Source organism: Variovorax sp. FW301-JW7 (assembly GCF_058788795.1).
Map to the genome: position 1 here is coordinate 539382 of NZ_JBYTBC010000003.1, position 25855 is coordinate 565236.

Annotated in this window: 24 protein-coding genes; 14 read left to right on the forward strand and 10 right to left on the reverse strand. The window is 68.4% G+C overall.

The genetic code is table 11. From position 1 onward, the window contains the following. Nucleotides 1–156 precede the first annotated feature (156 nt). Nucleotides 157–816, reverse strand: a complete 660-nt coding sequence (locus AC3WQM_RS10940; protein ID WP_492678655.1) for a hypothetical protein — start codon at nucleotides 814–816, stop codon at nucleotides 157–159. Nucleotides 817–1215: 399 nt separating this feature from the next. On the opposite strand from AC3WQM_RS10940, the gene AC3WQM_RS10945 reads away from it, so the two are divergent. Then, nucleotides 1216–2244 (forward strand): AraC family transcriptional regulator, encoded by a 1029-nt coding sequence (locus AC3WQM_RS10945; protein ID WP_492678657.1) that lies wholly within the window; start codon nucleotides 1216–1218, stop codon nucleotides 2242–2244. Between the two features lie 494 nt (nucleotides 2245–2738). Next, nucleotides 2739–3332, forward strand: coding sequence for a winged helix-turn-helix transcriptional regulator (locus tag AC3WQM_RS10950; protein ID WP_492678659.1), 594 nt, complete (start codon nucleotides 2739–2741; stop codon nucleotides 3330–3332). Nucleotides 3333–3345: 13 nt separating this feature from the next. Here AC3WQM_RS10950 and AC3WQM_RS10955 read toward each other — a convergent pair whose 3' ends face one another. Continuing rightward, complete coding sequence (locus AC3WQM_RS10955) at nucleotides 3346–3696, reverse strand: c-type cytochrome (protein WP_492678661.1); 351 nt, start codon at nucleotides 3694–3696, stop codon at nucleotides 3346–3348. Between the two features lie 173 nt (nucleotides 3697–3869). On the opposite strand from AC3WQM_RS10955, the gene AC3WQM_RS10960 reads away from it, so the two are divergent. Further along, on the forward strand, nucleotides 3870–4550 hold the full coding sequence (locus AC3WQM_RS10960) for a hypothetical protein (protein ID WP_489057000.1): 681 nt from the start codon (nucleotides 3870–3872) through the stop codon (nucleotides 4548–4550). Between the two features lie 28 nt (nucleotides 4551–4578). On the opposite strand, the gene AC3WQM_RS10965 is transcribed toward AC3WQM_RS10960, so the two are convergent. From AC3WQM_RS10965 to AC3WQM_RS10980, 4 genes are read right to left on the reverse strand one after another with little or no spacing between them, the layout of a single operon-like run. Next, the gene (locus AC3WQM_RS10965) at nucleotides 4579–5385 is read right to left on the reverse strand and encodes a PPK2 family polyphosphate kinase (RefSeq protein WP_492678663.1); all 807 of its coding nucleotides are present in this window, start codon (nucleotides 5383–5385) and stop codon (nucleotides 4579–4581) included. A gap of 48 nt (nucleotides 5386–5433) precedes the next feature. Then, the gene (locus tag AC3WQM_RS10970) at nucleotides 5434–5901 is read right to left on the reverse strand and encodes an RNA-binding S4 domain-containing protein (protein ID WP_447748714.1); all 468 of its coding nucleotides are present in this window, start codon (nucleotides 5899–5901) and stop codon (nucleotides 5434–5436) included. A 19-nt stretch (nucleotides 5902–5920) separates the two neighbouring features. Then, the gene (locus tag AC3WQM_RS10975) at nucleotides 5921–7342 is read right to left on the reverse strand and encodes a sensor histidine kinase (protein WP_492678875.1); all 1422 of its coding nucleotides are present in this window, start codon (nucleotides 7340–7342) and stop codon (nucleotides 5921–5923) included. 17 nt (nucleotides 7343–7359) lie between these two features. Further along, nucleotides 7360–8043, reverse strand: a complete 684-nt coding sequence (locus tag AC3WQM_RS10980) for a response regulator (protein ID WP_492678665.1) — start codon at nucleotides 8041–8043, stop codon at nucleotides 7360–7362. Between the two features lie 153 nt (nucleotides 8044–8196). On the opposite strand from AC3WQM_RS10980, the gene AC3WQM_RS10985 reads away from it, so the two are divergent. The 4 genes from AC3WQM_RS10985 (at nucleotide 8197) to AC3WQM_RS11000 (ending at nucleotide 11878) form a co-directional block, all read left to right on the forward strand. After that, complete coding sequence (locus AC3WQM_RS10985; RefSeq protein ID WP_489056997.1) at nucleotides 8197–9156, forward strand: tripartite tricarboxylate transporter substrate binding protein; 960 nt, start codon at nucleotides 8197–8199, stop codon at nucleotides 9154–9156. Nucleotides 9157–9257: 101 nt separating this feature from the next. Beyond that, a complete protein-coding gene (locus AC3WQM_RS10990; protein WP_489056996.1) occupies nucleotides 9258–9809 on the forward strand; it encodes a tripartite tricarboxylate transporter TctB family protein in 552 nt (183 codons plus the stop codon). A 1-nt stretch (nucleotide 9810) separates the two neighbouring features. Next, the gene (locus AC3WQM_RS10995; protein WP_489056995.1) at nucleotides 9811–11334 is read left to right on the forward strand and encodes a tripartite tricarboxylate transporter permease; all 1524 of its coding nucleotides are present in this window, start codon (nucleotides 9811–9813) and stop codon (nucleotides 11332–11334) included. A gap of 208 nt (nucleotides 11335–11542) precedes the next feature. Further along, complete coding sequence (locus AC3WQM_RS11000; protein ID WP_369632617.1) at nucleotides 11543–11878, forward strand: DMT family transporter; 336 nt, start codon at nucleotides 11543–11545, stop codon at nucleotides 11876–11878. 30 nt (nucleotides 11879–11908) lie between these two features. Here the strand turns inward: AC3WQM_RS11000 and AC3WQM_RS11005 are convergent, their stop codons facing one another. Genes AC3WQM_RS11005 through AC3WQM_RS11020 form a run of 4 tightly spaced genes read right to left on the reverse strand, consistent with a single transcriptional unit; the run spans nucleotide 11909 to nucleotide 18424 of the window. Continuing rightward, complete coding sequence (locus AC3WQM_RS11005; protein WP_492678667.1) at nucleotides 11909–15019, reverse strand: efflux RND transporter permease subunit; 3111 nt, start codon at nucleotides 15017–15019, stop codon at nucleotides 11909–11911. Between the two features lie 20 nt (nucleotides 15020–15039). After that, nucleotides 15040–16227: an efflux RND transporter periplasmic adaptor subunit gene (locus AC3WQM_RS11010; protein ID WP_492678669.1), complete on the reverse strand. Its 1188-nt coding sequence runs from the start codon at nucleotides 16225–16227 to the stop codon at nucleotides 15040–15042. Then, entirely contained in the window at nucleotides 16224–17711 is a 1488-nt protein-coding gene (locus AC3WQM_RS11015; RefSeq protein ID WP_492678671.1) for an efflux transporter outer membrane subunit, read from the reverse strand. Before AC3WQM_RS11015 ends, AC3WQM_RS11010 begins: the two co-directional genes overlap by 4 nt. Next, nucleotides 17708–18424 carry a TetR/AcrR family transcriptional regulator gene (locus AC3WQM_RS11020; protein WP_489056990.1) on the reverse strand — a complete coding sequence of 239 codons (717 nt, stop codon included), beginning with the start codon at nucleotides 18422–18424 and terminating at the stop codon, nucleotides 17708–17710. The genes AC3WQM_RS11015 and AC3WQM_RS11020 overlap by 4 nt, the downstream gene beginning before the upstream one ends. Before the next feature lie 128 nt (nucleotides 18425–18552). Here AC3WQM_RS11020 and AC3WQM_RS11025 point away from each other — a divergent pair, with 128 nt between their 5' ends. The 7 genes from AC3WQM_RS11025 to AC3WQM_RS11055 all read left to right on the forward strand — a co-directional run bounded on the left by AC3WQM_RS11025 (nucleotide 18553) and on the right by AC3WQM_RS11055 (nucleotide 25847). Further along, entirely contained in the window at nucleotides 18553–20094 is a 1542-nt protein-coding gene (locus tag AC3WQM_RS11025; RefSeq protein WP_489056989.1) for a sigma-54 interaction domain-containing protein, read from the forward strand. After that, complete coding sequence (locus AC3WQM_RS11030; RefSeq protein ID WP_070060447.1) at nucleotides 20091–20357, forward strand: hypothetical protein; 267 nt, start codon at nucleotides 20091–20093, stop codon at nucleotides 20355–20357. Before AC3WQM_RS11025 ends, AC3WQM_RS11030 begins: the two co-directional genes overlap by 4 nt. Before the next feature lie 156 nt (nucleotides 20358–20513). Beyond that, nucleotides 20514–21701 (forward strand): substrate-binding domain-containing protein, encoded by a 1188-nt coding sequence (locus tag AC3WQM_RS11035; protein WP_159272056.1) that lies wholly within the window; start codon nucleotides 20514–20516, stop codon nucleotides 21699–21701. Nucleotides 21702–21877: 176 nt separating this feature from the next. After that, nucleotides 21878–23332 (forward strand): extracellular catalytic domain type 2 short-chain-length polyhydroxyalkanoate depolymerase, encoded by a 1455-nt coding sequence (locus tag AC3WQM_RS11040; RefSeq protein WP_492678673.1) that lies wholly within the window; start codon nucleotides 21878–21880, stop codon nucleotides 23330–23332. A 48-nt stretch (nucleotides 23333–23380) separates the two neighbouring features. Beyond that, nucleotides 23381–24145 carry an ABC transporter ATP-binding protein gene (locus AC3WQM_RS11045; protein ID WP_062475886.1) on the forward strand — a complete coding sequence of 255 codons (765 nt, stop codon included), beginning with the start codon at nucleotides 23381–23383 and terminating at the stop codon, nucleotides 24143–24145. Beyond that, entirely contained in the window at nucleotides 24142–24870 is a 729-nt protein-coding gene (locus tag AC3WQM_RS11050; RefSeq protein ID WP_159277159.1) for an ABC transporter ATP-binding protein, read from the forward strand. Before AC3WQM_RS11045 ends, AC3WQM_RS11050 begins: the two co-directional genes overlap by 4 nt. Beyond that, nucleotides 24867–25847, forward strand: coding sequence for a branched-chain amino acid ABC transporter permease (locus tag AC3WQM_RS11055; RefSeq protein ID WP_070060451.1), 981 nt, complete (start codon nucleotides 24867–24869; stop codon nucleotides 25845–25847). Before AC3WQM_RS11050 ends, AC3WQM_RS11055 begins: the two co-directional genes overlap by 4 nt. Nucleotides 25848–25855: the final 8 nt, after the last annotated feature.

The window sequence follows — 25855 nt, forward strand, 5'->3', positions numbered from 1 at the left end:
TGGCGGTTGCGAGACCAGCGGCGGTTCATGCGCATGCGCGAATCCACGGGCGGCGGTCAAGGAACAGGACGGTGCGGCGCCCCCGGGGCGGCTCGCCATCGAGCGCCCCTTCGCCGGACCGGGCTGCGACGGGCTGATGAAGGCGACGAAGCCATCTCAGCCGGGCTGGAGCTGCGCGAACAGCGTGTCGATCCGGGCCCGTTCCTCGGCCCCTCGCAGACAGCGCTCGCGCAGCCACAGGGCATCTCCCTGCCGCGCGATGCGCAGGTCGTAGACGTGTTCGATGTCGTCGACCACGACGTCGCCCGCAGGCCGCGCCTTGGCCGTGGGCGCGGGATGCGGTTGTGCGGCCCACAGCGCCAGCTCGATCTCGGCGGGACTCATCGGCCCGCTGTCGCGCAGCGCGATCCAGTCGGCATGCAGTTGCGGCTGGGCGGCGATGCCCTTCACGAGGATCGGCTCGCGCCCGAGCGCCGCGAGCAGGTCGTCGAGCCGCGCGTGGCGGGTTCGCAGCAGAAAGCAGTCGTCGCGCAGGCAGGTGAGGTCGGTGTCGGCCACCGGCGACGGCGGAAAGGCCGCGAAGAGCCGGCGCCGGACCTCGCGGCTCACGCCCGCCGCCACCTCGGGGCCGTCGGTCTCGGCGAGCTGCGAAAGGTTGGCAATGAAGACCAGCGCACACACCCGGTCCGGCGGCAGCAGGGGAGGCGAAGGCCGCACCGTTTCGGCATCGCGGCGCGGGCCCGGCAGGCAGGACGCCAGCGCCGCGCGCCATCGTGCGCCGAAAGGTTCGAGTTCCGTGAAATACAGAGCAGCCATTTCATCCCCAGTAGAGAGAGTTCCGGTTGACGTTCGGTCCGAAGGGATGCTACGAATCGCGCCCTTCTTTGGCATTCGCTTTCGCGGCGCGGATGTGTCGCGAGTCACATTCAGATGCAATTGCCCGCCGGGGCACCTGGCTGGGGGGCGACGCGTCGCCGGATCGATGTCTTGCGCGGCGGAGGGCGGGCCGGAATCAGGGGCCGACGTGCGGTGTGTGCCGGCTCGGGTGCCGTTCCATCCCCTCGAACTCCCGGTCTTCCATTTCCGTTATCTCTGTTATTGTTTGTAAAAATTATCCGAGGTCCGCGCGGACCTGTCAGGAAAAAAAGGGGAGTTCCCGTTTGTGACCCGCGGCTTCTGGCGTGGCGCCGGCTGCATGGAGGAAGGGCGTGCCGCATGGCCGAGTCCGACAGTCGCGTTCAGCGCTTTCACACCGGCATGGTGGCGCGCAAGGATGGGTTCGCCTTCTGGGCCGACGAGATCGGTCCTCATGTGGGGCGGCTGGACAGCCCTGAGCGCTCGCACTTCCAGCAGGAACTCACCATCGTCGACACGGCCGGGCTGGCGTTCATGCGCGTGCACGGCAGCGGCGCGAGCATCGAACGCAAGGGCCCGAGCCAACTGATGGGGGCCGATGTCTACCCCTATCACCTGCTGATCAAGCTCGACGGCGGCCTGGCCATCAGCGAGCAGCGCGGGCGTGTCGAGCTCGGCGCCGGCGACATGGTGCTGATCGACTCCTGGCACCCGCTGCGCCTGCGTTCGACCGAAGTCACCAATTCATGGACGCTGGGTCTGTCGGAGGCCGTGGTGAACCGCTGGCTGCCCCATGCCGGCCAGTCCATCGACCTGCGGCTGGCCGGCGACAAGGGCTGGGCCGCGTTGCTGTCGGGCTACCTGCGCGCGCTGGACATCGGGCACCTGTGCGCCATCCACAGCCCCGCGCAGCGCCAGCTGCTGGGCGAGCACCTGATGTCGATGCTGTCGTTCACGCTGGAGCAGAACGGGCTGTCGGCGCAGCCGGGCGCGCTGGGCGAGCGGGTGTCGCCGCGCGACGGCGAACTGCACGCTCGCATGCGGGCCTGGATTCGCGAGCATCACGCCGACACCGAGATCGATGCGCAGAAGCTGGCCGCCAGCTTCAATGTGTCGGTGCGCTACGTGCACAAGGTGTTCGCCAAGGCCGGCCGCGGCATGACCTTCCTGGAAACCCTTCAGGGCGACCGGCTGGAGGCCGCGGCCCGGATGCTGCGCAGCCCCGAGGGCGCGCGCAAGTTCGTCGCCCAGGTCGCCTACGAGTGCGGATTTGCCGACCCGGCCTACTTCGGCCTCGTCTTTCGCAAGAAATACGGCTGCACGCCGCGCTCCTTCGCGCTGCAACAGCCGGGACACGCCGAGACGGACGGCGCACTCCTTCTTTCCTGATTCGTCCACCTTGCGCCGTGCCGCAGTTCACGGCCGGCCAGTGTTTTCGGGCATGGCCGCGCGACCGTGCCCGATTTTCATACTTCTGTTCCCTTCATTGATACCTGTGAATTTTCTTTGGGAATAAATTCTCTATTCGGCAATTCTGGTTGAATAAAAATGCATTCGTAAAAAAATGCATCTGCCTTCAACAATTTAGAGGAATTTATTGTCAGAGGTGTGAATGATGAGGGCCAATTTCCCGGTGAATGAGGCAAAAATAGAAGTTTGTAACGCCACGGTGTGCAAGGTAATTTTCAATGTTTGATCAAAAATCTCCGCACATTGCAGTGTTGGATTCTTCCCCCCGAACGCGATGGCACGCCAGTCGCGCCGTGAAGATGCTGGGCTATACGCCCATTGCATTTTCGAATATCGATGAATTGATCGCGCAGGTCGAGCCTGACGGCAAATTCGAGGCATTGCTGGTCGCAATTCCATCGGCCCCCGACGATGTGCACAAGCTGATCGGCCAGGTGCGTGAAACGCTGCGCTACAACACGCCGCTGGTCATGAGCGCGCGCAAGCGCCAGATCCGCGGGCTGTCGCTGCTGCACGCCGGTCCTGACGACGCCGTGCTGCCCGAGCCGTCGACCTTCGAAGAGATGTACTTCATGCTCGAATTCTTCCTGCGCCAGCGCAACCGGCCGGTGGTGCCGCGCAGCCTCGATTGGCAGGAATTCAGCCTGTTGTCGCCGTTCGACATGGTGGACGTGGCGGGCACGGAAATTCGCCTGACGCCCATCGAATTCGACCTGGCGGCTGAATTCTTCCGCCACATGAACCGGCCGCTGGGCCGCGAGCACCTGGAAATGATCGGCTGGCAAAGCGGTGTCGCCGCCGGCTCCCGCACGCTGGACGCCAACGTGTCGAAGCTGCGCCGAAAGCTCGGCCTGTATGTCGACCAGCCGCACGGCCTGTCGCTGCACGCGGTGTGGGGCATGGGCTACCAGCTCAGCCAGATGGGCAAGCGCGACGCGCCCGGCACCTGGACCTTCCCGACGGACTTCCGGGTGGAGGCGGCGTCACAACCGCGGCTGGCGTCCTGAACGACGCTGCGATTCAGCGGCCCGACGGTTGCGCCAGCACCCAGCGCGCGAGCACCTGCGCGTCGGCCTCCGAGACCAGCGACTGGCGCGGCATGATCACGCGGCCCCAGGTGCCCACGCTGCCGTTGCGGATCTTGTCGGCCAGGCGCGCGGGTGCGGTGGCGTCGTTCCGGTAGCGATCGGCAATCTGCGCGAAACCCGGCCCCACCTGTTTGTGCACCAGCCCATGGCAGGCCATGCAGGCGTTCTTGCGGGCCAGGTCGACGGCAGAGAGCTGCGGCTGCTGGGCTGCGGCACCGACGGATGCGGCGGCGAGTGCGATCGCGAGAAAGTGGGGAGCGGGAAGCCGGGGAATGCAGGGCATGGAGGGGAAACCGGGGAGGGGCGAAAACTGTACCGCGCCCCTTCGCACACCTGCGTTTACAGCCCGAATGCCCTTGCCGGCGCTCGTCGCTCATTCGCGACAAGTCGATTCAAGAGTAACTAGTTGTATGGTTAAATCCCTCGCAACTACCGCGAAGAGGACGAGGGATTCCCATGAAGCTGCCGCTCTGCATTGCATTGGCCACCGTGGTCCTGGCCGGATGCGCCAGCGCACCGCCGACCGGTCCCGGCCAGGGCACCGGCATGTCGTACATGCCGATGGTCGCCATGGAAGGCGTGGACAAGGCGCGCTACGACAGCGACGTGGCCGACTGCCGCACGGCCGCCACCCGCATCACCGCGCGCAGCGAATCGGACGACGCCATGTGGGCCGCGCTGGGCCTGGGCCTGATCACGGTGCACGGCCAGGGCATCGTCGCCGCGGCCTCGTACACCGGCATCACCGCCGCCGTCATCGACTGGAACACCCGCCCCAGCGGCGCGCTGATCGCCGAGCACCAGCAGATCGCCATCGTCCATTGCATGGCCAAGCGCGGCTACCGCAACCTCGACCCGAACGTGCAGGACACGTTCTACGGCAACACCTACAACCCCGTGCTCGCGCTCAAGCCGCGCCGCACCGGTGTCGACACCTACAACGTCGAGCGCCTGGCCAAGGCCGGTCGCTGCAACGTGCAGCCACGCGCCGAGATGACGGCCAAGGGGCCGGGCTACGAGACCTACAGCGTGCCGTGCGCGAGCGGCATGGCCTGGGCCGTGCGCTGCGAATTCGGCAACTGCCGCGTGCTGGCGCAGACGCCGGTTCGCCCGACGGCGCCCGTGCGCCGCTCCTGAGCCCGTACCGCCCACCGGGCGGATCGGCTCACTTCACGACCATGCCCTTGAGCGCCGGGTCGGGCGGCGGGGGCTTGAGCTTCATCTCGCGCAGCGTCTTCACGAGCAGCTGCGCAATCATCATGTTGCGGTGCCGCTTGCTGTTGGCGGGAATCACGTGCCACGGCGCGTGGTCGCTCGAGGTGGCGACCAGCGCGTTCTGATACGCCTTCTGGTAGTCGGCCCACTTGGTGCGCACCTCGAGGTCGCCCATGCTGAACTTCCACTGCTTGCCGGGCGTGTCGATGCGGGCCTGCAGGCGCTCGCGTTGCTCGTCCTTGTCGATGTGCAGCATGCACTTGACGACGACCGTGCCGGTCTCGGTGAGCAGCCGCTCGAAATCGTTGATCTGCGCGTAGCGGCGGCGGGCTTCGTCGCCGTCGATCCAGCCTTCGACCACGGGCACCAGCACGTCCTCGTAGTGGCTGCGGTTCCACACCATGATCTCGCCGGTGCGCGGCACGGCCGCGTGGCAGCGCCAGAGGTAGTCGTGCGCGCGTTCGTCCTCGCTCGGCGCCTTGAAGGCCGTCACGCGCACGCCCAGCGGCGAGGTGCGCGAGAACACCCAGCGCACCGTGCCGTCCTTGCCGCTGGTGTCCATGCCCTGCAGCACCAGCAGCACCTTGCGTCGGCCTTCGGCGTGCAGCACGTCCTGCAGCTCGTCGAGCTCGACGGCCAGGGTGTCGACCTCGGCGCGCTGGCCTGACTCGTCGCCCGTGAGGAAGGGCGTGTCGTCCGGGTCGATGCGCGAGAGCTTGAATTTGCTGCCGACGCGGTACTTCTTGAATTTGGACATCTGCGGGCGCTCCGTCAAAAAAGAAACGAAGCCCGCAGGGTACGCGAATCAGCGCTGCGGGCGGCCGCGCGGCGGCGGGTGGTCGTCGTCGCCGTTGCTTTCGTCGATCGATGCGCTCCAGCGGTTGTCCCACTCGGCCTGGTGGCGCACGCCGTCGATCTCGCGCCGGTCGCGCTTGGTGGGCCGGCCCTGTTCGATGGCCAGCGCCGGCTCGCTGCCCATGCGGCGTTGCTCTCGGAAGGCGGCCTGCGCGGCCAGGCTCTCGGGCGTTTCCTCGTACAGCTGCTGGGCCACGGGCGCCGGACCGCGCTGGCCGCTGAGGCCGCGCACGGTCACGGTCCGCGTGAGCGGGCCCAGGCGCATCGCGACCGTGTCGCCGGCCTTGACCTCGCGCGAGGCCTTGGCCACGTCGCCGTTCACCTGGATGCGGTTCTTGCCGATTTCGTCCGCGGCCAGCGAACGGGTCTTGAAGAAGCGGGCGGCCCAGAGCCACTTGTCGATGCGCAGACGGTCCATGAAGGTCGGAAATGAAAGGTCAGCCATTGTGGCGCGACAGCGGCAGCCGCACCACGGCGTCGAGCCCGGTCACGTAGGCGCTGCCGCCGGCGCCGAGCACGGTGCGGTTGTCCAGGCTGATGCGCCCGCCCAGCGCCAGAACGATCTCGCGGCAGATCGCCAGGCCCAGGCCCGAGCCGCTGGAGGTGTTGCCTGCCGAGAACGGCGCGAACAGGCGCTGGCGCAGCTCGGTCGAAATGCCCGGGCCGTCGTCGCGCACGGTGAGCACGGCCTCGTCGCCCTCGGCGTGCACGCGCACCGAGAGCGGGGCGCCGGTGGGGCTGTGCTTGATGGCGTTGTGCAGCAGGTTGCGCGTGAGCTCCTGCAGCATCCACTGGTGCGCGCGCACCGTCACCGCGTCGTCGGCGGCCAGCTCGAAGTCGAGCGCCTTGTCGGCCACCAGCGGCGAGAGGTCGAGCGCGATGTGGCGCACCACGTCGCCCAGGTCGAGCAGCGCCGACTCGGGCTGCTGGCGCAGCTGCTCCACCTTCGCCAGCGACAGCATCTGGTTGGCCAGCGTGGTGGCGCGCTCGACGGTCTGGCTGATCTCGACCAGCGCCTGCTCGGGTGCGACGTCGCCGCGGCGCGCCGACTGCACCTGCGCCTTGAGCACCGCCAGCGGCGTGCGCAACTGGTGGGCGCTGTCGCGCACGAAGCGCTTCTGGTGATCGAGCAGGCGCTGCAGCCGCCCCATGACCTCGGTGGTGGCGTCGATCAGCGGGCGCAGCTCGGCGGGCGCGCCGGGTGCGTCGATGGGCGACAGGTCGTCTTCCGGGCGCCGCTCGATGGCTTCGCCGAGCTCGCGCACCGGCCGCGTGGCGCGCTGCACCACGACCACGGTGACGAGCGCGATCACGCCCATCAGCAGCAACTGGCGCCAAAGCATGTCGAGCAGCAGCTTGCGCACCAGCGTCTCGCGCAGCTCCAATGTTTCGGCGACTTGCACCACGGCCATGCCGCGACCGCGCGCGCTGGCCACGGGCTGCAGCAGCACGGCGACGCGCACCGGCTGGCCGCGAAACTCGGCGTCGTAGAAGTCGACCAGCGCCGCATACGCCCCGCGATCGGGAATGCGCCCGCGCCAGAACGGCAGCTCGGCAAAGCCCGAGACCATCTCGCCGTCGAGCGCCGAGACACGATAGAACAGGCGGCTGCGGTTGTCGGCCTCGAAGGCCTCGAGCGCAGAGTAGGGCACGATCGCGCGCAGCCGCGCCATGTCGTCATAGCCTTCCACGTCGAGCTGTTCGCCGATGGTCTTGGCCGAGGCCAGCAGCGTGCGGTCGTAGGCGGTGGTGGCGGCTGCCAGGCTCTGGCGGTACAGGCTCACGCTGTTGATCACCACGAACACCGCCACCGGCACCAGGATGCCGAGCAGCAGCCGTGCGCGCAGGGACGACATCATCTGCCGCATGCCTGCGGTCAACTCTCGGCCCGCAGCAGGTAGCCCAGGCCGCGCATCGTCATCAGCACCGTGCCCGTGCCCACCAGCTTCTTGCGCAGGCGGTACACGACCACCTCGATGGCTTCGTACTGCACGTCGGCCTCGCCCGGGAACACCAGTTCGAACAGGCGCTCCTTGGTGACGGCGTGGCCGGGTTTCATCATCAGCGCCTTGAGCAGCGCGAGTTCGCGCGGTGTGACCTCGAGCAGTTCGGCGCGGTGGTAGATGGCGCCGTTGTCGGGCTCGAAGCGCAGGCTGCCGACCTCCATCGGATTCATCGCAGCCGCCTCGGGCCCCGCGCTCTGGCTGCGCCGGCGCAGTGCGCGGATGCGGGCCTCGAGTTCGTCCAGGTCGAAGGGTTTGGGCAGGTAGTCGTCCGCGCCGGCGTTCAGGCCCATGATGCGGTCGCCCACCGTGCCGCGCGCGGTGAGCAGCAGCACCGGCGTGCGCAGGCCTTCGGCGCGCGCCTGGGCCAGCACCTGCAGGCCGTCGACGTTGGGCAGGCTCAGGTCGAGCGCGACCACGTCGGGCTCGATGGCGCGCCATTGCGCCAGCGCCTGTGCGCCGTCGCCGCAGATGCGCACGTCGATGTGCCGGCGCCCGAGCGTGCGCTGCAGGGTGAGTTGCATCGAGGGGTCGTCTTCGACGAGCAGCAGCTTCATACGGGGCGCGGGATCGGGAGGGATCGGAGGGGGAGCTTCTTCGGTGTTTTCCCCAGTCTGGTGGACAGCCAACTGACAGCGGGGCGGCGCATGATAGCGGCTCAGGTCCAAGTCAGGTTCCATCCGTTCCCAAGTTCTGAGGAGACACCAACAATGCGTCGCGATACCTTTTTGAAGTCCCTGGCCGCACTGGCCGCTGCCGGTGCCTTGCCGCTGTCGGCGCGCGCTGCCGCCAACGTCAAGATGATGATCCCCGCCAACCCGGGCGGCGGCTGGGACACCACGGGCCGTGCACTGGGCAAGGCCCTGACCGACGCCAAGGTGGCCGACACCGTCACCTACGACAACAAGGGCGGTGCCGCCGGCGCATTGGGCCTGGCCCAGTTCGTGAACGGCTCCAAGGGCGACGCCAACGCACTCATGGTGATGGGCTCGGTCATGCTGGGCGGCATCATCACCGGCAAGCCGCCCGTGAAGCTCGAACAGGCCACGCCCATCGCGCGCCTGACCACCGAATACAACGTGTTCGTGCTGCCCGCCAACTCGCCCTTCAAGACCATGAAGGACGTGGTCGACCAGCTCAAGAAGGACCCGGGCAGCGTCAAGTGGGGCGGCGGTTCGCGCGGCTCCACCGAGCACATCGCCGCGGCCATGATCGCGCAGAAGGTCGGTGCCGACCCGTCCAAGATCAACTACGTGGCCTTCCGCGGAGGCGGTGAAGCCACCGCCGCCATCCTGGGCGGCAACGTCACCATCGGCGGCAGCGGCTACAGCGAATTCGCCGAGTACATCGCCGCCGGCAAGATGAAACCCATTGCTGTCACCTCCGCCCAGCGCCTGCCGGGCATCAACGTGCCGACCCTGAAGGAACAGGGCATCGATGTCGAGATCGGCAACTGGCGCGGCGTGTACGGTGCCCCCGGCATCTCGGCCGAACAGCGCAAGGCACTGACCGACATGGTGCTGGCCGCCATGAAGAGCCCGTCGTGGGCCGAGTCGCTCAAGAAGAACGACTGGACCTCGGCCGTGCTGTCGGGCGAAGCCTTCGCCAAGTTCGTGGACGACGACTTCGCCAGCCTGCGCGCCATCATGACGAAATCCGGCATGGTCTGAGCGCCCCCGGCGCCTGCCTGCCCGCTTCAACGGCGCGCTGTCCTCGCAAGAGACGACAGCGTGCCGTTTTCAAATCCAGCACCACATTCCGGGAGCAAAAAATGACAACTCCAGATCCCTCGGTCTCGTCGTCTGACGGGGCCGCGCAAGCCGCGGCCGTATGGCCTCAAACCCTGGTCGGCGCCGGCGTGCTGCTGACCGGCCTGGCGCTGGCCTTCGGCGCCATCGGCATTTCTTCCGAGGCCGGCTACGGCGGCGTCGGCCCCAACTTCCTGCCCTGGCTGGTGTCGGTCGTGCTCGTGCTGTGCGGCGCGTGGATCCTGTGGGAAGCGCGCACCGGCGGCTTTCGCGAGCTCGATGCGCCCACCGGTGCCGACCGCGCCTACTGGCCCGGCTTCATCTGGGTCTCGGCGGGCCTGCTGCTCAATGCCGCGCTCATCACCACGCTCGGCTTCATCCTCAGCTGCACGCTGTGCTACGTGCTGGCCGTGCAGGGCTTGCGCCGCGCGAGCGGGCAGGCCGGCGTGAATGCGCCGCGCACCTGGCTCACCGACTTCATTGCGGGCGCACTCATCTCCGCGCCGGTGTTCTGGATGTTCACCCAATTCCTGGCGATCAACCTGCCGGGCCTGACTTCTTCCGGGTGGTTCTGACATGGAAATCTTCAACGCACTCATGGCGGGTTTCGCCACGGCGATCACCCCGATCAATCTGCTCTGGTGCCTGGTCGGCTGTGCCCTGGGCACGGCCGTGGGCGTGCTGCCCGGCATCGGCCCGGCCGTCGCGGTGGCGATGCTGCTGCCCATCACCGGCAAGGTCGACATCACGGCCTCGATGATCTTCTTCTCGGGCATCTACTACGGCGCCATGTACGGCGGCTCGACCACGTCCATCCTGCTGAACACGCCCGGCGAAACCGCCAGCATGGTGACGGCGATGGAGGGCAACAAGATGGCCAAGAGCGGAAGGGCGGGCGCAGCGCTTGCCACGGCCGCCATCGGCTCCTTCGTGGCCGGCACCATCGCCACCGTCATCGTCACGCTGTTCGCGCCCTTCGTGGCCGAGTTCGCGGTCAAGCTCGGCCCGCCGGAGTACTTCCTGTTGATGCTGCTGGCCTTCACCACGGTGAGCGCGGTGCTCGGCAAGAGCACGCTGCGTGGCATGACAGCGCTGTTCGTCGGCCTGGCCGCCGGCTGCGTGGGCCTGGACCAGATCTCGGGCCAGGGCCGCTACACGGGCGGCGTGCCCGAGCTGCTCGACGGCATCGAGATCGTGCTGGTCGCGGTGGGCCTGTTCGCCGTGGCCGAAGTGCTCTACGCCGTGCTGTATGAAGGCAAGGTCGTCGAAGGCCAGAACAAGCTCAGCCGCGTGCACATGACCAAGCGCGACTGGAAGCGCTCCATTCCGGCCTGGCTGCGTGGCACCGCCATCGGCACGCCTTTCGGCTGCATTCCGGCCGGCGGCACCGAGATTCCGACCTTCCTGAGCTATGCGATGGAAAAGAAGCTCGCCAAGGACAAGGACGCCAAGGCCGAGTTCGGCACCAAGGGCGCCATCGAAGGCGTGGCCGGCCCCGAGGCCGCCAACAACGCCACGGTGACGGCCGCGCTGATTCCGCTGCTCACGCTGGGCATTCCCACGTCGAACACCACGGCCATCCTGCTGGGCGCGTTCCAGAACTACGGCATCCAGCCGGGCCCGCAGCTGTTCACCACCTCGGCCGCGCTGGTGTGGGCGCTGATCGCCTCGCTCTACATCGGCAACGTCATGCTGCTGGTGCTGAACCTGCCGATGGTCGGCCTGTGGGTCAAGCTGCTGAAGATTCCGAAGCCGCAGCTGTACGCCGGCATCCTGATCTTCGCGACGGTGGGTGCCTACGGCATGCGCCAGAGCGCGTTCGACCTGTTCCTGCTCTACGGCATCGGCCTGCTGGGCGTGGTGATGCGGCGCTACGACTTCCCGACCGCTCCCGTGGTGGTCGGCATGATCCTCGGCCCGCTGGCCGAAGCGCAACTGCGCAACGCCATGTCGATCGGCGAGGGCAGTGCGGCCGTGTTCTTCCAGCGTCCGATGTCGATCACCCTGGTGGTCATCGTGGTCGCCGTGCTGGTGCTGCCGCGCCTGGCCAAGCGCATGAGCGAACGCAAGCTGAAGCGGTTGGCGCAACTGGACGCCTGACGCGACCGACCCTCTTTGTCGGTTCACATGCCGCGGGCGATTGGCGCCCGCGGCATTTTTTTTGAATGCGCCTGCAGCGCCAAGGGGCTTGACCGGGCAGTCATCACCGCGTCGCCGCATGTCCCCAGAATGGCGGCTTCGTTCGGGGTACCGCTTGCATCGCCCGCATTCCATGCCCGGTACGGCAGGGGTGTGACGAGGTATTCCCATGAAGAGTCCGCAGACTCTGGCCTGGCTGCTGCTTGCGGCCAGCGTGGCGGCGGAAGTCGCCGGCACCATCGCCCTTCGCCATGCCGAAGGTTTCACCCGCCTGTTGCCCTCGCTGCTCACCGCTGCCTGCTATGCCGGCGCGATCTGGCTCATGTCGCTCGCGGTGCGCGTACTGGATGTGGGGCTGGGCTACGCGGTCTGGGCCGGTGCCGGCACGGCGCTGATCGCGGTCGCCGGCATGGTCTGGTTCGGTGAAGCGGTCACGCTGACGCGCGTGGTCGGCCTGCTGGCCATCGTGGCAGGCGTGGTGGTGCTGAACATCGAGGCGCGGTAGCGGGTCCACCGCTGCGCGCGCTCGGAGGTCTCAGCGCTGCGGCGCCTCGACCAAATCGTCGTCGATGTGCGGATCGGCCGGCTGCCCGCGCAGCTTGCGCACGGTGCGCCGTATCCAGTGCTCGATGTCGTCCACGTAGGTGAACACCGCCGGCACCACCAGCAGGCTCAGCACCGTGGAGGTGATCAGCCCGCCGATCACCGCCATCGCCATCGGCGAGCGGAAGCTCGAGTCGGCGGCGCCGAAGCCGACGGCAATCGGCAGCATGCCGGCGCCCATGGCGAGCGTGGTCATGATGATGGGCCGAGCGCGCTTGTGGCAGGCGTCGCGCAGCGCGTCCCAGCGGCTCATGCCGTGGTCGCGGCGCGCCACGATGGCGTACTCCACCAGAAGAATCGAGTTCTTCGTGGCGATGCCCATCAGCATGATCAGGCCGATCAGCGAGGGCATCGACAGCGCCTTCTGCCCGATCAAGAGGCCCACGAAGGCGCCGCCCAGCGCGAGCGGCAGCGCACACAGGATGGTCACTGGGTGCAGGAAGTCCTTGAACAGCAGCACCAGCACGATGTAGATGCACAGCACGCCCGTGAGCATCGCCAGGCCGAAGCTGGCGAACAGCTCGGTCATCACTTCGGCGTCGCCCACCTCGGCGATGCGCACGCCGGGTGGCAGCTTCTGGATCGAGGGCAGGGCCTCGACGGCCGTCTTGGCGTCGCCCAGGCCCACGCCCGACAGCTCGATCTCGAAGTTGACGTTGCGCGAACGGTCGTAGCGGTCGATGACGGCCGGGCCGCCTTCCATCGTGAGCGAGGCCACCTGGCTCAGCATGACGGGGCCGCGCGCGCCCGGCACCGACAGGCGACCGATGAGGTCGAGGTCCTGCCGCGCCGAGTCTTCGAGCTTCACCACGATCGGCACCTGCCGCTGCGCGAGGTTGAGCTTGGCCAGCGCCTGGTCGTAGTCGCCCAGCGTGGCCACGCGCAGCGTCTCGGCGATGGCCGAGCTGGTCACGCCCAGGTCGGCGGCGCGCGCGAAGTCGGGGCGCACGGCGATCTCGGGACGGATCAGGCTCGCGGTCGAGGTGATGTTGCCCAGGCCGGGAATGGTGCGCAGGTCTTTCTCGACCGCGCTCGCGGCGGCCGACAGCGCCACCGGGTCTTCGCCCGTGAGCACCAGGATGTACTTCTCGCCCGAGCCGCCCAGGCCCACGGTGCTGCGCACGCCGGGCAGGGTTTCGAGCGCGGTGCGGATCTCTTTCTCAATCACCTGCTTGCGTGGCCGGTCGCCGCGCGGGTCGAGCTGGATCGTCAGCGTGGCCTTGCGCGTCTCGGGCGTGCCGAAGTTCGCGAACGGGTCGCCGCCGGCGCTGCCGCCCGCCACCGTGGTGTAGACGCTCTTCACGTGGTTGATCTTCATCACGCGGCGGCGCGTTTCCTCGGCCGCGGCCGTGGTCTGCGCCAGCGTGGAGCCCGGCGGCAGCGACAGGTAGACCTGCGTCTGCGAGTTGTCGTCGGCCGGAATGAAGCCGGTCTTGAGCAGCGGGATCATCGCCAGCGAGCCGAAGAAGAAGAGGGTGGCCATCACCATCGTCTTGAAACGGTTGTGCGTGCTCCACGTCACGGCGCGCATGTACCAGCGCAGCCAGCCCGGCTCCTTCTCGGCGCCGACGATGGGCTTGAGGATGTAGGCCGCCATCATCGGCGTGAGCACCCGCGCCACCACCAGCGAGGCGAACACCGCGAGCGACGCGGTCCAGCCGAACTGCTTGAAGAACTTGCCGGCTACGCCGCTCATGAAGGCCGTGGGCAGGAACACCGCGATCAGCGTGAAGGTGGTCGCGATCACCGCCAGGCCGATTTCGTCCGCCGCCTCCATGGCCGCCTGGTAGGGCGACTTGCCCATGCGCAGGTGGCGAACGATGTTCTCGACCTCCACGATGGCGTCGTCCACCAATATGCCGACCACCAGCGAGAGCGCGAGCAGCGAGATCACGTTGACCGAGAAGCCCAGCAGGTACATGCCGACGAAGGCCGGAATCACCGACATCGGCAGTGCCACCGCCGAGACGAAGGTGGCGCGCCAGTCGCGCAGGAACAGCCACACCACGATCACCGCGAGGATGGCGCCCTCGTACAGCAGGTGCAGCGAACCGTTGTATTCCTCTTCCACCGGGTCGACGAAATTGAAGGCCTCGGTCAACTCCAGGTCGGGGCGCTGCGCGCGCATGTCGGCCAGCGCTTTCTGGATGGCGTGGCCCACTTCGACCTCGCTGGCGCCGCGGCTGCGGGCCACCTCGAAGCCCACCACGGGCTTGCCGTTGAGCAGCGCGGCGGCGCGCGGCTCGGCGATGGTGTCGCTGATGCGCGCCACCTGGTCCAGGCGGATGCGGCGGCCGTCGCTCAGCGCGATCTGCATGTCGGCGAGCTGGTCGGCCGACTGCACGGTGGCCATGGTGCGCACCGGCTGTTCGCTGCCGCCCAGGTCGATGCGCCCGCCGGCGCTTTCGGTCTGCACCTGGCGCAGCTGCCGCGAGATGTCGGCCGCCGAGGCGCCCAGCGCCTGCAGCTTGCTCGGGTCGAGGTCGATGTGCACCTGGCGCGTGACGCCGCCCACGCGGCTCACCGCGCCCACGCCGGGCAGCGCGAGCAGCTTCTTCGTGACGTCGTTGTCGACGAACCAGCTCAGCGCCTCGCCGTCCATGCGCGAGGACGCGATGGTGAAGGCCAGCACCGGCTGGGCCGCGAAGTCGAGCTTGGTGACAACCGGGTCGCGCACGTCGGCGGGCAGGTCGGCGCGCACCTTCTGCACGGCCGAGCGCACGTCGTCCACGGCTTCCTGCACGGGCTTCTCGAGGCGGAACTCGACGATCAGCGTGGCGGCACCGTCCTGCACCTTGGTCGTGATGTGCTTCAGGCCCTGGATGGTGGCGATGGAGTTCTCGAGCTTGCGTGCGACGTCGGTTTCGAGCTGCGACGGCGCGGCGCCAGGCAGCGAGACCGAGACGGTGACGGTCGGCAGGTCGATGTCCGGGAAGTTCTGCACCTTCATGGCGTTGAACGACAGCAGCCCCCCGAAGGTGAGCAGCACGAACAGCATCACCGCCGGAATGGGGTTGCGTATGGACCAGGCGGAAACGTTCATGGCGTGTTCCTTGTGTTGGCTTATTTAGGCGAAGGCGCGGATGCCGCTGCCTTCGCCGGGGTGGCGGGCGAGGCTGCCGCGGGCGTGGCGTCCACCACGCGCACCAGGTCGCCGTCGTTGAGGAAGCCCGCGCCCTGCACCACGATCTGCACGCCCTCGGGCAGGGCGCTGGTGATTTCCACGCGGTCCTTCAGGCGGCGGCCGGTCTGCACCTTGAGCTGCGCCACGCGGCCGTCGGGCAGCAGCGTGAAGACGTTGTTGAAGCCGTCGCGCGGCACGATCGCGCTTTGCGGCACGGTCGGCGCGGAGCTGCGGCCCAGTTCGAAGTCGCCGCGCGCGAACATGCCGGCCTTCACGCCGGTGTTCTGCTGCACGTTGGGCAGGTCGACGTAGACCAGCGCGGCGCGCGTCTGCGGATCGACCGTGGGCGCGATGCTGCGCACCATGCCCTTCACCTGCGCGCCGCTGGCGCTGACCACGAAGGCCGGCGTGCCCACGGCGATGCGGCCCAGCTCGGCCGAGGTGACTTCGGCGCGCCATTCGAGACGGCCCTGGCGGATCAGGCGGAACAGCTCGGTGCCGGCGCTGACCACGCTGCCGACCGTGGCGGTGCGCGCGGAGATCACGCCGTCGTCGGGTGCCAGCACCTGCGTGTTGCGACCGCGCACCTGCTGCGCGGCCAGCACGGCCTCGGCCGCTTCGGCGCGCGCCTTGGCGGTCTGCTCGGTGGTCTGGTACTGGTTGATCTGCTGCTGGCTCAGCGCGCCCGTGGCCTGCAGCGTGCGGGCGCGCGCGGCGTTGCCGGCGGCGTCGGCGGCCGAGGCGCGGGCCTCGGCCAGCGAGGCGCGCGCCTGCGCGATGTCGGCCTGCACCGTCTCGGGCGAGAACACCGCGAGCACCTGGCCCTTCTTCACGGTGTCGCCGACGTTGACGCGCACCTCGGCCAGCTTCAGGCCGTTCGATTCGGAGCCGACCACGGCCTCCTGCCAGGCCGCCACGTTGCCGTTGGCGGCCAGCGTGACGGTCAGCTCGGTGGCCTCGGGCTTGGCGACCGAGACGGTCAGCGCCGGGCGCTGCGCCGGGCCCTTGGCGGCGGGCGCGGCCTTGTGGTCGCCGTCCGGCTTGCGGGTGAGCCACAGGCCTGCGGCGACAACGACGACGAGCGCCAGCAGCGCGAGGACAAGGGTGGAACGCTTCATTGTTTTCATGGCGACGTCGCGACCTTGGCGGCCGGGGTGGTGGTCATTGGGGACGATGCTTCGGCGGGGCGGCTCCAGCCGCCGCCCATCGAGCGGTACAGCGAGACCCAGGCTTCGGTGCTCTCGCGCTGCAGCGAGACGCGCGCGGTCTGCGCGGCGAACAGCGTGCGCCGCGAATCCTCGAGCTCGAACAGGCTGGCCAGGCCGCTGCTGTAGCGGGCCTGGGTGGCGTCGAACGAGGCCTGGTAGTTCTTCACCGCGCTGTCGGCGTCGGTGCTGCGCGCGGTGGTGGCGTCGAGGTTCACGAGCGCTTCCTCGACCTCGCGCACCGCCTGGCGCACGTTGGCGCGGTAGAGCGACACGGCCTCGGCGTAGCGCGCCTTGGCGGCCTCGGTGTTGGCCGCGCGGGCGCCGCCGTCGAGCAGCGGCACGGTGAGCGACAGCGGCCCGACCGTCCAGGTGTCGAGCGATTCGCGAAAGCCGCTGGTGCGGATCTGCATGCGGCCGATCGAGCCCGAGAGCGTGAGCTTCGGGTAGCGCTCGGCCTCGGCCGAGCCCACCTCGGCGCTGGCCGCGGCCACGCCGAGCTCGGCCGCGTACACGTCGGGCCGCTGCGAGAGCGCCTGCGCCGGCACGCTGGCGATGGCGCCGACCACCGGCAGCGCGCGCTGCGTGGGCGAGGCCGCGAGCTTCTGCGCCAGCGTGGGCTCGTCGAGCCCGCTGAGCGCCACCAGCGCCTTGCGCTGCACCGCGCACAGGGCGCGTTGCTGCGTGAGGCGGCCCGAGGCGTCGGAGGCGCTGGCACGCGCGAGTGCAGCATCGGCCGGCGCGGTGAAGCCGGCACGCGCCGACAGGTCGGTGAGCCGCGCCGTTTCGCCGCGCGACTTGGCATCCGATTCGGACACGTTCAGCTGCTGCTGGCAGGCGCGCTCGGCGAAATAGGCGTTGGCCGTCTCGGCCGCCACGGCGACGCGGGCGTCGTGCCACTTGGCGGTGGCGCTGTCCAGCTTCTGCTGGGCCGCGTCGCGGTCGGCGCGCAGGCGGCCGAACAGGTCGATCTCCCACTTCGACTGCAGGCCGGCCTGCAGCGTGGTGACCGGTGCGGTGGAGGCGCTGCCGCTGCTGCTCGAAGAGCTGCCCGCGCCGAACGACGAGCCCGAGACGCCGCGGCTGGCCGACGCCGTGCCGTCCAGGCTGGGCAGCAGCGCCGCGCCGGCCTGCACGCGCGTGGAGCGCGCCTCGGCCACGCGCGCCGCGGCGCTGGCAAGGTTGGGGCTGGCGGTTTCGGCGGCGGCGATCAGCTCGACCAGCAGCGGGTCGTCGAGCTGGCGCCACCACTCGGCCAGCGCGGCGAGCGAGCCGCCGTGGGGCAGGGGCGCGTGCCACTGCGCGGGGAAGGGCGCCTGCACCGAGGCGGGCGGGCGCGTCAGGCCGCAGCCGGCAAGGCCGAGCGGCAGGCTCAGAACAAGGGCAATCCGTCGGAGTCGTCTCATGGCTTCTTTCTCTGCTCGGCGGCCACCTGGCGGCGGCGTGCGGTTTCGGCCTGGACCAGCGCCATCGCGTAGCCCGTGAGCCGGTCGGCCCAGGTGTCGATGGCGCGCGGCGTGCGCAGCAGCGACGGGCGCAGGGCCTCGATGAAATCCTGGCTCACGTACAGCTGCATCGACAGCCCCGTGATCGCGAAGGTCAGGCGGTGGATGTCGTCGTCGGCGCGCTCCACCTGCAGGTGGCGGCACAGCAGCTCGACGATGGCACGGTGCGGGCCCTTGATGTCGCGCTCCAGTTCCTTGGCCCACTGGCTGGTGGGCTCCAGCATCTCGCGCATGTGCAGCTGGATGCACTGGCGCACGATCTCGCCCTGCTTGAGCGGATCGATCATGGTCGCCATGCAGATGCGCAGCGTGTCCTCGAGCGACTGGCCGGGCACGTTGCAGGCGGCCACGAGGTCGTTCGAATCGCTGCCCATCGGCTCGTTGAAGGTGGCGCCGTACAGCCCCTCCTTGTCGCCGAAGTAGTAGCTGATGGCCGACACGTTCACGCCGGCCTCGCGCGCGATCTCGCGGATCGAGGTCTTGGCGAAACCGTTCTGGGCGAACAGCCGCAGCGCGGTGTGCAGCAGGCGGTGGCGCGCCTCGGCGCCGTCGCTGCGGGGGGCGCGGCGCGGCGAGGGCACGGGCGTTGGCGTGAGGGGGTCCCTGGCGTTCATCGGCGCGATTAAAGCATGATTGAAATCAAACGATTGATTTACTTAAGGCTTGCTGAAGGCTTTTGTTTTTGGTTGCATCTGGGCCTGCGCGCGGCAGGGGCGGGCGCCGCACACAGTACGATCCGCGCATGTCCGTCGCTCCCTTTGCCGCCGCACCGCCGCCCGCCTTGCCCCTGGACGCCGAAGGCATCCTCGCGCTGGCCGCGCGCTCGATGTTTCATCTGTTTTCGAGCATCAGCCAGGGCATGTTCCTGGTCGACCGCAGCGGGCGCATCGTCTGGGTGAACGAGGGCTACCGGCGCTTCCTGCCGGCGCTGGGCTTTTCGTCCATCGACGAATTCATGGGCCACATGGTCGAGGACGTGATTCCCAACACCATGATGCGCCGCGTGCTCGAAACCGGCGAGCCGATCCTCATCGACCTGCTGACCAACAAGGCCGGCACCTTCGTGGTCAGCCGCATCCCGCTGCGCGAGGAGCGCGAAGACGGGGAGGGCCTGGGCAAGGTCATCGGCGCCATCGGCATCGTGCTGTTCGACCAGCCCGAGACCACGCTGCAGCCGCTCATCAGCAAGTTCGCGCTGCTGCAGCGCGACCTCGACGACGCGCGCCGCGAGCTGGCCAGCCAGCGCAACAACCCGCTGTACCAGCACGCGCCCGACGGCCAGCGCCGCTCCAAGTACACCTTCGCGAGCTTCATCGGCAGCAGCCCGGCGGCTGTGGAGGTGAAGCGCCACGCGCGCCGCGCCGCGCAGTCCACCAGCCCGGTGCTGTTGCTGGGCGAGACGGGCACCGGCAAGGAGCTGCTGGCGCATGCGATCCATGCGTCGTCCACGCGCGCCAAGGGCCAGTTCGTCAGCGTCAATATCGCGGCCGTGCCCGACACGCTGCTCGAGGCCGAGTTCTTCGGTTTCGCCCCCGGCGCCTTCACCGGCGCCGACAAGCGCGGGCGCGAAGGCAAGTTCAAGCTGGCCGACGGCGGCAGCCTGTTCCTCGACGAAATCGGCGACATGCCGCTGGGCCTGCAGGCCAAGCTGCTGCGCGCGCTGCAGGAAGGCGAGATCGAACCGCTGGGCTCCAACAAGCTGATTCCCTTCGATGCCCGCGTGATCGCTGCCACCTCGCGCGACCTGCCCGAGCTGGTGCGCCGCGGCCTGTTCCGTGAAGACCTGTATTACCGCCTCAACGTGCTGCCGCTGCGCGTGCCGCCGCTGCGCGAACGGCGCAGCGACATCCCGGCGCTGGTCGAGGCGCTGGGCGAGGACATGGCGCTGCGCAGCGGCGAGGCGCCGCCCGAGCTCACGCCCGACGCGCTCGCACTGCTGGCCGGCCAGCACTGGCGCGGCAACATCCGCGAGCTGCGCAACGTGCTGGAGCAGGTGACGATGCGCAGCGACTCGCAGCGCATCGACGCCGCGCAGCTCGAACGCATCCTGCGCGAGGCGGGGCTGGAGCAGATCGAGGCGCCCGACACCTCGCACAGCCTGCGCGACGTCGACCAGGAAGCCGCGCTGCTGCGCCCGCTGTCGCAGCAGGTGGCCGAGCTGGAGCGCAAGGCGATCGCGGCCGCGCTCGAAAGTACCGGCGGCAACAAGCTCGCGACCTCGCGGCTGCTGGGCATCTCACGCGCCACGCTGTACGAGCGCATGACGGGGATGGGCTTGTCATGAGCGTGAAGGCACTGCGTTCCACCTTCGGCCCGAACTGCCACTGGTGCGGGCTGCCGATGGACTTCGACGAGCCGCACGGTCGCCCCGAGTCGGCCACCATCGAGCACCTGCTCGACGCCACGCTGGGCGGCGTGCGCCAGCAGAAGCACCGGCGCCTCGCGCATGCGGTGTGCAACCACACGCGCAACGAGCTGCGGATGCGGGCCGAGCGCGAGTTCGAAAGCTGGCTCGCGGCGCGCCGCGACTCTGCTGGGAAACCCTGACTGATCAACAGACAGTTGTCTGAAAAAAAGACAACTCGAATGCACTGAAATCAGGCGAAACCGGTTGCGCCCGAATGAGGAAGCCTTTGTTATCAATGGCTTAGGCGGGTGGCACGAACTGTGCAATATTCAGTCACCTTTATCAGGAGACAAGACATGCACCGTCGCCACCTCATCGCCCTGGCCGCCCTGGGCGCCACCGCCGCCACCATGCCCGCCTGGGCCCAATCGAACGAGATTCGCATCGCCCACGTCTACAGCAAGACCGGCGCGCTGGAGGCCTACGGCAAGCAGACGCAGACCGGCCTGATGATGGGCCTGAACTACGCCACCGGCGGCACGATGATGGTCAACGGCAAGAAGCTCGTGGTCATCGAGAAGGACGACCAGGGCAAGCCCGACCTGGGCAAGTCGCTGCTGGCCGCCGCGTACTCCGACGACAAGGCTGCGCTCGCGGTCGGCCCGACCGCTTCGGGCGTGGCGCTGGCCATGCTGCCGGTGGCCGAGGAGTACAAGAAGATCCTGATCGTCGAGCCCGCCGTGGCCGACTCGATCACCGGCGACAAGTGGAACAAGTACATCTTCCGCACCGGCCGCAACTCGAGCCAGGACGCCATCTCCAACGCCGTGGCCATCGACAAGGCCGGCGTCACCGTCGCCACGCTCGCCCAGGACAACGCCTTCGGCCGCGACGGCGTGAAGGCCTTCGGCGCCGCGCTGAAGAAAGCCAAGCTCGCGCACGAGGAGTACCTGCCGCCCGCCACCACCGACTTCACGGCCGGTGCGCAGCGCCTGATCGACAAGCTCAAGGACCAGCCGGGCCGCAAGATCATCTGGATCGTCTGGGCCGGCGCGGGCAACCCGTTCAAGATCGTCGACCTCGACCTGAAGCGCTACGGCATCGAGATCGCCACCGGCGGCAACATCCTGCCGGCCATGGCGGCCTACAAGTCGCTGCCGGGCATGGAAGGCGCGGCCTACTACTACTTCGGCATCCCGAAGAACCCGGTGAACGAGGCGATGGTCGCGGCCCACTACAAGGAATTCAAGACGCCGCCGGACTTCTTCACGGCCGGCGGTTTCTCGGCCGCGATGGCGGTGGTGACGGCGCTGAAGAAGACCAACGGCGACACCGGCACCAACAAGCTCATCAGCACCATGGAAGGCATGAGCTTCGACACGCCCAAGGGCAAGATGACCTTCCGCAAGGAAGACCACCAGGCGATGCAGTCGATGTACCACTTCAAGATCAAGGCCGACCCCGCGTTCGCATGGGGCGTGCCCGAGCTGGTGCACGAGATCAAGCCCGAAGAGATGGACATCCCGATCAAAAACAAGCGCTGAACACGGCGCTGATCGCCCCCTGAACCCGCGGCGCGCATGCAGGCGCCGCCCCCTTTTCGCCCCGGATGGCCGCCGGGCGAAGCGCCAGCCTGCGTCCGCGCCAGCTGTCGTGTGCCACGGTCAATTCGTCAGTCTGCAAGCAAGCGTTCGATCAAACATAACAGAAGGAGACAGCGATGCCAGCGATGCGATGGAACAACTGGAAGGGGTTTGCCGCAGCAGCGGTGATCACGGCGGCGGTGCAGGCCGCCACAGCGGCCGTGCCGCTGCCGGCACTCGGCGCCAACCCGGCGGAGGTGAGCGTGTCCGGCCTGTCGGCCGGCGGCTTCATGGCGGTGCAGCTGCACGTGGCCTACTCGGCCACTTTCACGCGCGGCGCGGGCGTGGTCGCCGGCGGTCCGTACTACTGCGCCGAAGGCTCGGTGGTCAATGCCACCGGGCGCTGCATGACGCACAGCACCAGCATCCCGGTCTCGACGCTCGTGAGCACCACCAACAGCTGGGCCGCCAGCGGTGCGATCGACCCGGTGTCGAACCTCACGAACTCCAAGGTCTACCTGTTCTCGGGCACTTCGGACAACACCGTCAAGCAGCCGGTGATGGACGACCTGAAGACCTACTACCAGAGCTTCGTGCCGGCCGCCAACACGGTCTACAAGAACAACCTCGGTGCCGGTCACGCGATGGTCACCGACGACTACGGCGGCGCCTGCAGCACCACGGCCGCGCCGTACATCAACAACTGCGGCTTCGACCTCGCGGGCGAGATCCTCACGCAGCTGTACGGTCCGCTGAACCCGCGCAACAACGGCGCGCTGGGCGGCACCTTCACCGAGTTCAACCAGTCGGAGTTCGTCTCCGGCCACGGCGTGGCCGCCACCGGCTGGCTCTACGTGCCGCAGGCCTGCACCACCACCTCGTGCCGCGTGCACCTGGTGCTGCACGGCTGCAAGCAGAACTACACCGACGTGAGCGACCAGTACGTCAAGAAGACCGGCTACAACCGCTGGGCCGACACCAACAACATCATCCTGATCTACCCGCAGACCAGCACCGCGGCCACCAACAGCTGCTGGGACTGGTGGGGCTACGACAGCGCCAACTACGCCAAGAAGTCGGGCCCGCAGATGGCCGCCATGAAGGCCATGATCGACCGCGTCACCGGCTCGGCCGGCGGCGGCGGGCTGCCGGCGCCCACCGGCGTGGGCACCTCGGGCGCGACCAGCAGCAGCATGGTGATCGGCTGGGCCGGCGTGTCGGGCGCCAGTGGCTACAACGTGTACCGCGGCGGCAGCAAGGTCAACGCCTCGCCGGTGGCGGGCACCAGCTACACCGACACCGGCCTGGCCGCGTCGACCACCTACAGCTGGACCGTGGCCGCCCTGAACGCGAGCAACGTCGAAGGCGCGATGTCGGCGGCCGCCACGGGCGCGACCACGGCGGGCCCGGGCGGCGGCGGAACCTGCTACACCGCGAGCAACTACACCCACACCATCGCCGGACGCGCCTATGCGCTGTGGGGCCTGACCTATGCCAACGGCTCGGGCCAGTCGATGGGCCTGTGGAACATCTACGCCATGACCACGCTGAAGCAGACGGGCGCCAACTACTACGTGATCGGCACCTGTTGAGGCCGTTCACCCTGCACTGATTTTTCGATTCGCAAGGACCTTTCCACAATGCTTGAGACCCGGGATCTGACCATCCGCTTCGGAGGGCACGTGGCCGTCAACAGCGTGAGCTGCGCATTCGCGCCAGGCACGCTGACGGCCATCGTCGGCCCCAACGGGGCGGGCAAGACCACTTACTTCAACCTGATCTCCGGGCAGCTCAAGGCCACGGCCGGCACGGTGTCGCTCGACGGGCAACCGTTGTCGCACCTGTCGCCGTCGGCGCGCACGCACGCCGGGCTGGGGCGCGCGTTCCAGCTCACCAACCTGTTCCCGAACCTCACGGTGCTGGAAAACGTGCGGCTCGCGGTGCAGGCCACGCGCGCCGGCGCGCACCGCCACGGGCTCAACCTGTGGAGCATCTGGAGCGACCACAAGGCACTGACCGAACGCGCCGAGCAGATCCTGGCCGACGTGGCCCTGGAGCCGCGCGCCCACGCCACGGTGGCCAGCCTGCCGCACGGCGACCAGCGCAAGCTCGAGGTGGCGCTGCTGATGGCGCTCGAACCCAAGGTCTTCATGTTCGACGAGCCCACGGCCGGCATGCACGCGGCCGAGGCGCCCGTCATCCTCGACCTGATCCGCAAGCTCAAGCAGGACAAGACCAAGACCATCCTGCTGGTCGAACACAAGATGGACGTGGTGCGCGAACTCGCGGACCGCATCATCGTGCTGCACAACGGCACGCTCGTGGCAGACGGCGAACCGGCCGAGGTGATCGCCTCGCCGGTGGTGCAGGAGGCCTACCTGGGCATCGCGAAGGAGGCCGCATGAGCACCGAAAATTTGCTGACCCTCGAAGGCGTGCAGACGCACATCGGGGCGTACCACATCCTGCACGGCGTCGACCTGGCCGTGCCCAAGGGCCAGCTCACCATGCTGCTGGGCCGCAACGGCGCGGGCAAGACCACCACGCTGCGCACCATCATGGGCCTGTGGCATGCGTCGCAGGGCAGGGTGCAGTTCGCCGGCAAGGACATCACGGCGCTGCACACGCCGCAGATCGCCGAGCTCGGCGTGGCCTACGTGCCCGAGAACATGGGCATCTTTTCCGACCTCACGGTGAAGGAGAACATGGTGCTGGCCGCGCGCGGCGCCAAGAACGCCGACGCCATCGACGACACGCGGCTGAAGTGGATCTTCAAGCTCTTCCCCGCGGTCGAGAAATTCTGGAACCACCCGGCCGGCAAGCTGTCGGGCGGACAGAAGCAGATGCTGGCCGTGTCGCGCGCCATCGTCGAGCCGCGCCAGCTGCTCATCATCGACGAGCCCAGCAAGGGCCTGGCGCCCGTGATGATCAACAACATGATCGAGGCCTTCGGCGAGCTCAAACGCAGCGGCGTGACGATCCTGCTGGTCGAACAGAACATCCACTTCGCCCAGCGCCTGGGCGACACCGTCGCGGTGATGGACAACGGCCGCGTGGTGCACAGCGGCTCGATGGCCGCGTTCTCCGCCGATGCGCAACTGCAGCAATCGCTGCTCGGACTCGCCCTATGAAACTCGACTTCGACTGGAAGCCACTGCTTCTTGCCCCCATCCTCGCGCTCGTCGCGCTGCCGCTCACGGGCTCGGTCTCGACCTGGCTCACGCTCACGGTGGCGGGGCTGGCGATGGGCATGATCATCTTCATCATCGCCTCGGGCCTCACGCTGGTGTTCGGCCTGATGGACGTGCTGAACTTCGGCCATGGCGTGTTCATTGCGCTGGGCGCCTTCGTGGCCAGCAGCGTGCTCGGCCTCATGGGCGACTGGACCGGCTCGGGCGAGCTGTGGCGCAACCTCGTGGCCGTGTTCCCGGCCATGCTCGCCGCGATGGCGGTGGCCGGCGCCATCGGCCTGGCCTTCGAGCGCTTCATCGTGCGGCCGGTGTACGGCCAGCACCTGAAGCAGATCCTCATCACGATGGGCGGCATGATCATCGGCGAGGAGCTCATCAAGGTGATCTGGGGCCCGGCGCAGATTCCGCTGCCGCTGCCCGAGGCGCTGCGCGGCTCGCTGCTGGTGGGCGACGCCGCCATCAGCAAGTACCGCCTGCTCGCGGTGGCCGTGGGCGTGGTGGTGTTCGGCGTGCTCGCCTGGACGCTGGGCCGCACCAAGATCGGCCTCTTGATCCGCGCCGGCGTGCAGGACCGCGAGATGGTCGAGTCGCTGGGCTACCGCATCGGTCGCCTGTTCGTGGGCGTGTTCGTGGTGGGCAGCGCGCTGGCCGGCCTGGGCGGCGTGATGTGGGGCCTGTTCCAGCAGAACCTGGTGCCGCAGATGGGCGCGCAGGTCAACGTGCTGATCTTCATCGTGATCATCATCGGCGGGCTGGGCTCGACCGGCGGGGCACTGCTCGGCGCGCTGCTGGTGGGGCTCATGACCAACTACATCGGCTTTTTGCTGCCCACGCTCACGCAGTTCGCGAGCATCTTCCTTATGGTGGCCGTGCTGCTGTGGCGCCCGCAGGGCGTGTACCCCGTGGCGAACCGTTGAGGAGAAAG

Bases quoted from the DNA above. Each gene is read 5' to 3' on its own strand.
- AC3WQM_RS11035 (WP_159272056.1), top strand. From the start codon at position 20,514: ATGCACCGTCGCCACCTCATCGCCCTGGCCGCCCTGGGCGCCACCGCC.
- AC3WQM_RS10980 (WP_492678665.1), bottom strand. From the start codon at position 8,043: ATGAAGCTGCTGCTCGTCGAAGACGACCCCTCGATGCAACTCACCCTG.
- AC3WQM_RS11025 (WP_489056989.1), top strand. From the start codon at position 18,553: ATGTCCGTCGCTCCCTTTGCCGCCGCACCGCCGCCCGCCTTGCCCCTG.
- AC3WQM_RS11055 (WP_070060451.1), top strand. From the start codon at position 24,867: ATGAAACTCGACTTCGACTGGAAGCCACTGCTTCTTGCCCCCATCCTC.
- AC3WQM_RS10990 (WP_489056996.1), top strand. From the start codon at position 9,258: ATGACAACTCCAGATCCCTCGGTCTCGTCGTCTGACGGGGCCGCGCAA.
- AC3WQM_RS11000 (WP_369632617.1), top strand. From the start codon at position 11,543: ATGAAGAGTCCGCAGACTCTGGCCTGGCTGCTGCTTGCGGCCAGCGTG.
- AC3WQM_RS11015 (WP_492678671.1), bottom strand. From the start codon at position 17,711: ATGAGACGACTCCGACGGATTGCCCTTGTTCTGAGCCTGCCGCTCGGC.
- AC3WQM_RS10940 (WP_492678655.1), bottom strand. From the start codon at position 816: ATGGCTGCTCTGTATTTCACGGAACTCGAACCTTTCGGCGCACGATGG.
- AC3WQM_RS11005 (WP_492678667.1), bottom strand. From the start codon at position 15,019: ATGAACGTTTCCGCCTGGTCCATACGCAACCCCATTCCGGCGGTGATG.
- AC3WQM_RS10955 (WP_492678661.1), bottom strand. From the start codon at position 3,696: ATGCCCTGCATTCCCCGGCTTCCCGCTCCCCACTTTCTCGCGATCGCA.
- AC3WQM_RS10945 (WP_492678657.1), top strand. From the start codon at position 1,216: ATGGCCGAGTCCGACAGTCGCGTTCAGCGCTTTCACACCGGCATGGTG.
- AC3WQM_RS10985 (WP_489056997.1), top strand. From the start codon at position 8,197: ATGCGTCGCGATACCTTTTTGAAGTCCCTGGCCGCACTGGCCGCTGCC.
- AC3WQM_RS11020 (WP_489056990.1), bottom strand. From the start codon at position 18,424: ATGAACGCCAGGGACCCCCTCACGCCAACGCCCGTGCCCTCGCCGCGC.
- AC3WQM_RS10975 (WP_492678875.1), bottom strand. From the start codon at position 7,342: ATGATGTCGTCCCTGCGCGCACGGCTGCTGCTCGGCATCCTGGTGCCG.
- AC3WQM_RS10960 (WP_489057000.1), top strand. From the start codon at position 3,870: ATGAAGCTGCCGCTCTGCATTGCATTGGCCACCGTGGTCCTGGCCGGA.
- AC3WQM_RS11050 (WP_159277159.1), top strand. From the start codon at position 24,142: ATGAGCACCGAAAATTTGCTGACCCTCGAAGGCGTGCAGACGCACATC.
- AC3WQM_RS10965 (WP_492678663.1), bottom strand. From the start codon at position 5,385: ATGTCCAAATTCAAGAAGTACCGCGTCGGCAGCAAATTCAAGCTCTCG.
- AC3WQM_RS11040 (WP_492678673.1), top strand. From the start codon at position 21,878: ATGCCAGCGATGCGATGGAACAACTGGAAGGGGTTTGCCGCAGCAGCG.
- AC3WQM_RS11030 (WP_070060447.1), top strand. From the start codon at position 20,091: ATGAGCGTGAAGGCACTGCGTTCCACCTTCGGCCCGAACTGCCACTGG.
- AC3WQM_RS10970 (WP_447748714.1), bottom strand. From the start codon at position 5,901: ATGGACCGTCTGCGCATCGACAAGTGGCTCTGGGCCGCCCGCTTCTTC.
- AC3WQM_RS11010 (WP_492678669.1), bottom strand. From the start codon at position 16,227: ATGAAAACAATGAAGCGTTCCACCCTTGTCCTCGCGCTGCTGGCGCTC.
- AC3WQM_RS10995 (WP_489056995.1), top strand. From the start codon at position 9,811: ATGGAAATCTTCAACGCACTCATGGCGGGTTTCGCCACGGCGATCACC.
- AC3WQM_RS11045 (WP_062475886.1), top strand. From the start codon at position 23,381: ATGCTTGAGACCCGGGATCTGACCATCCGCTTCGGAGGGCACGTGGCC.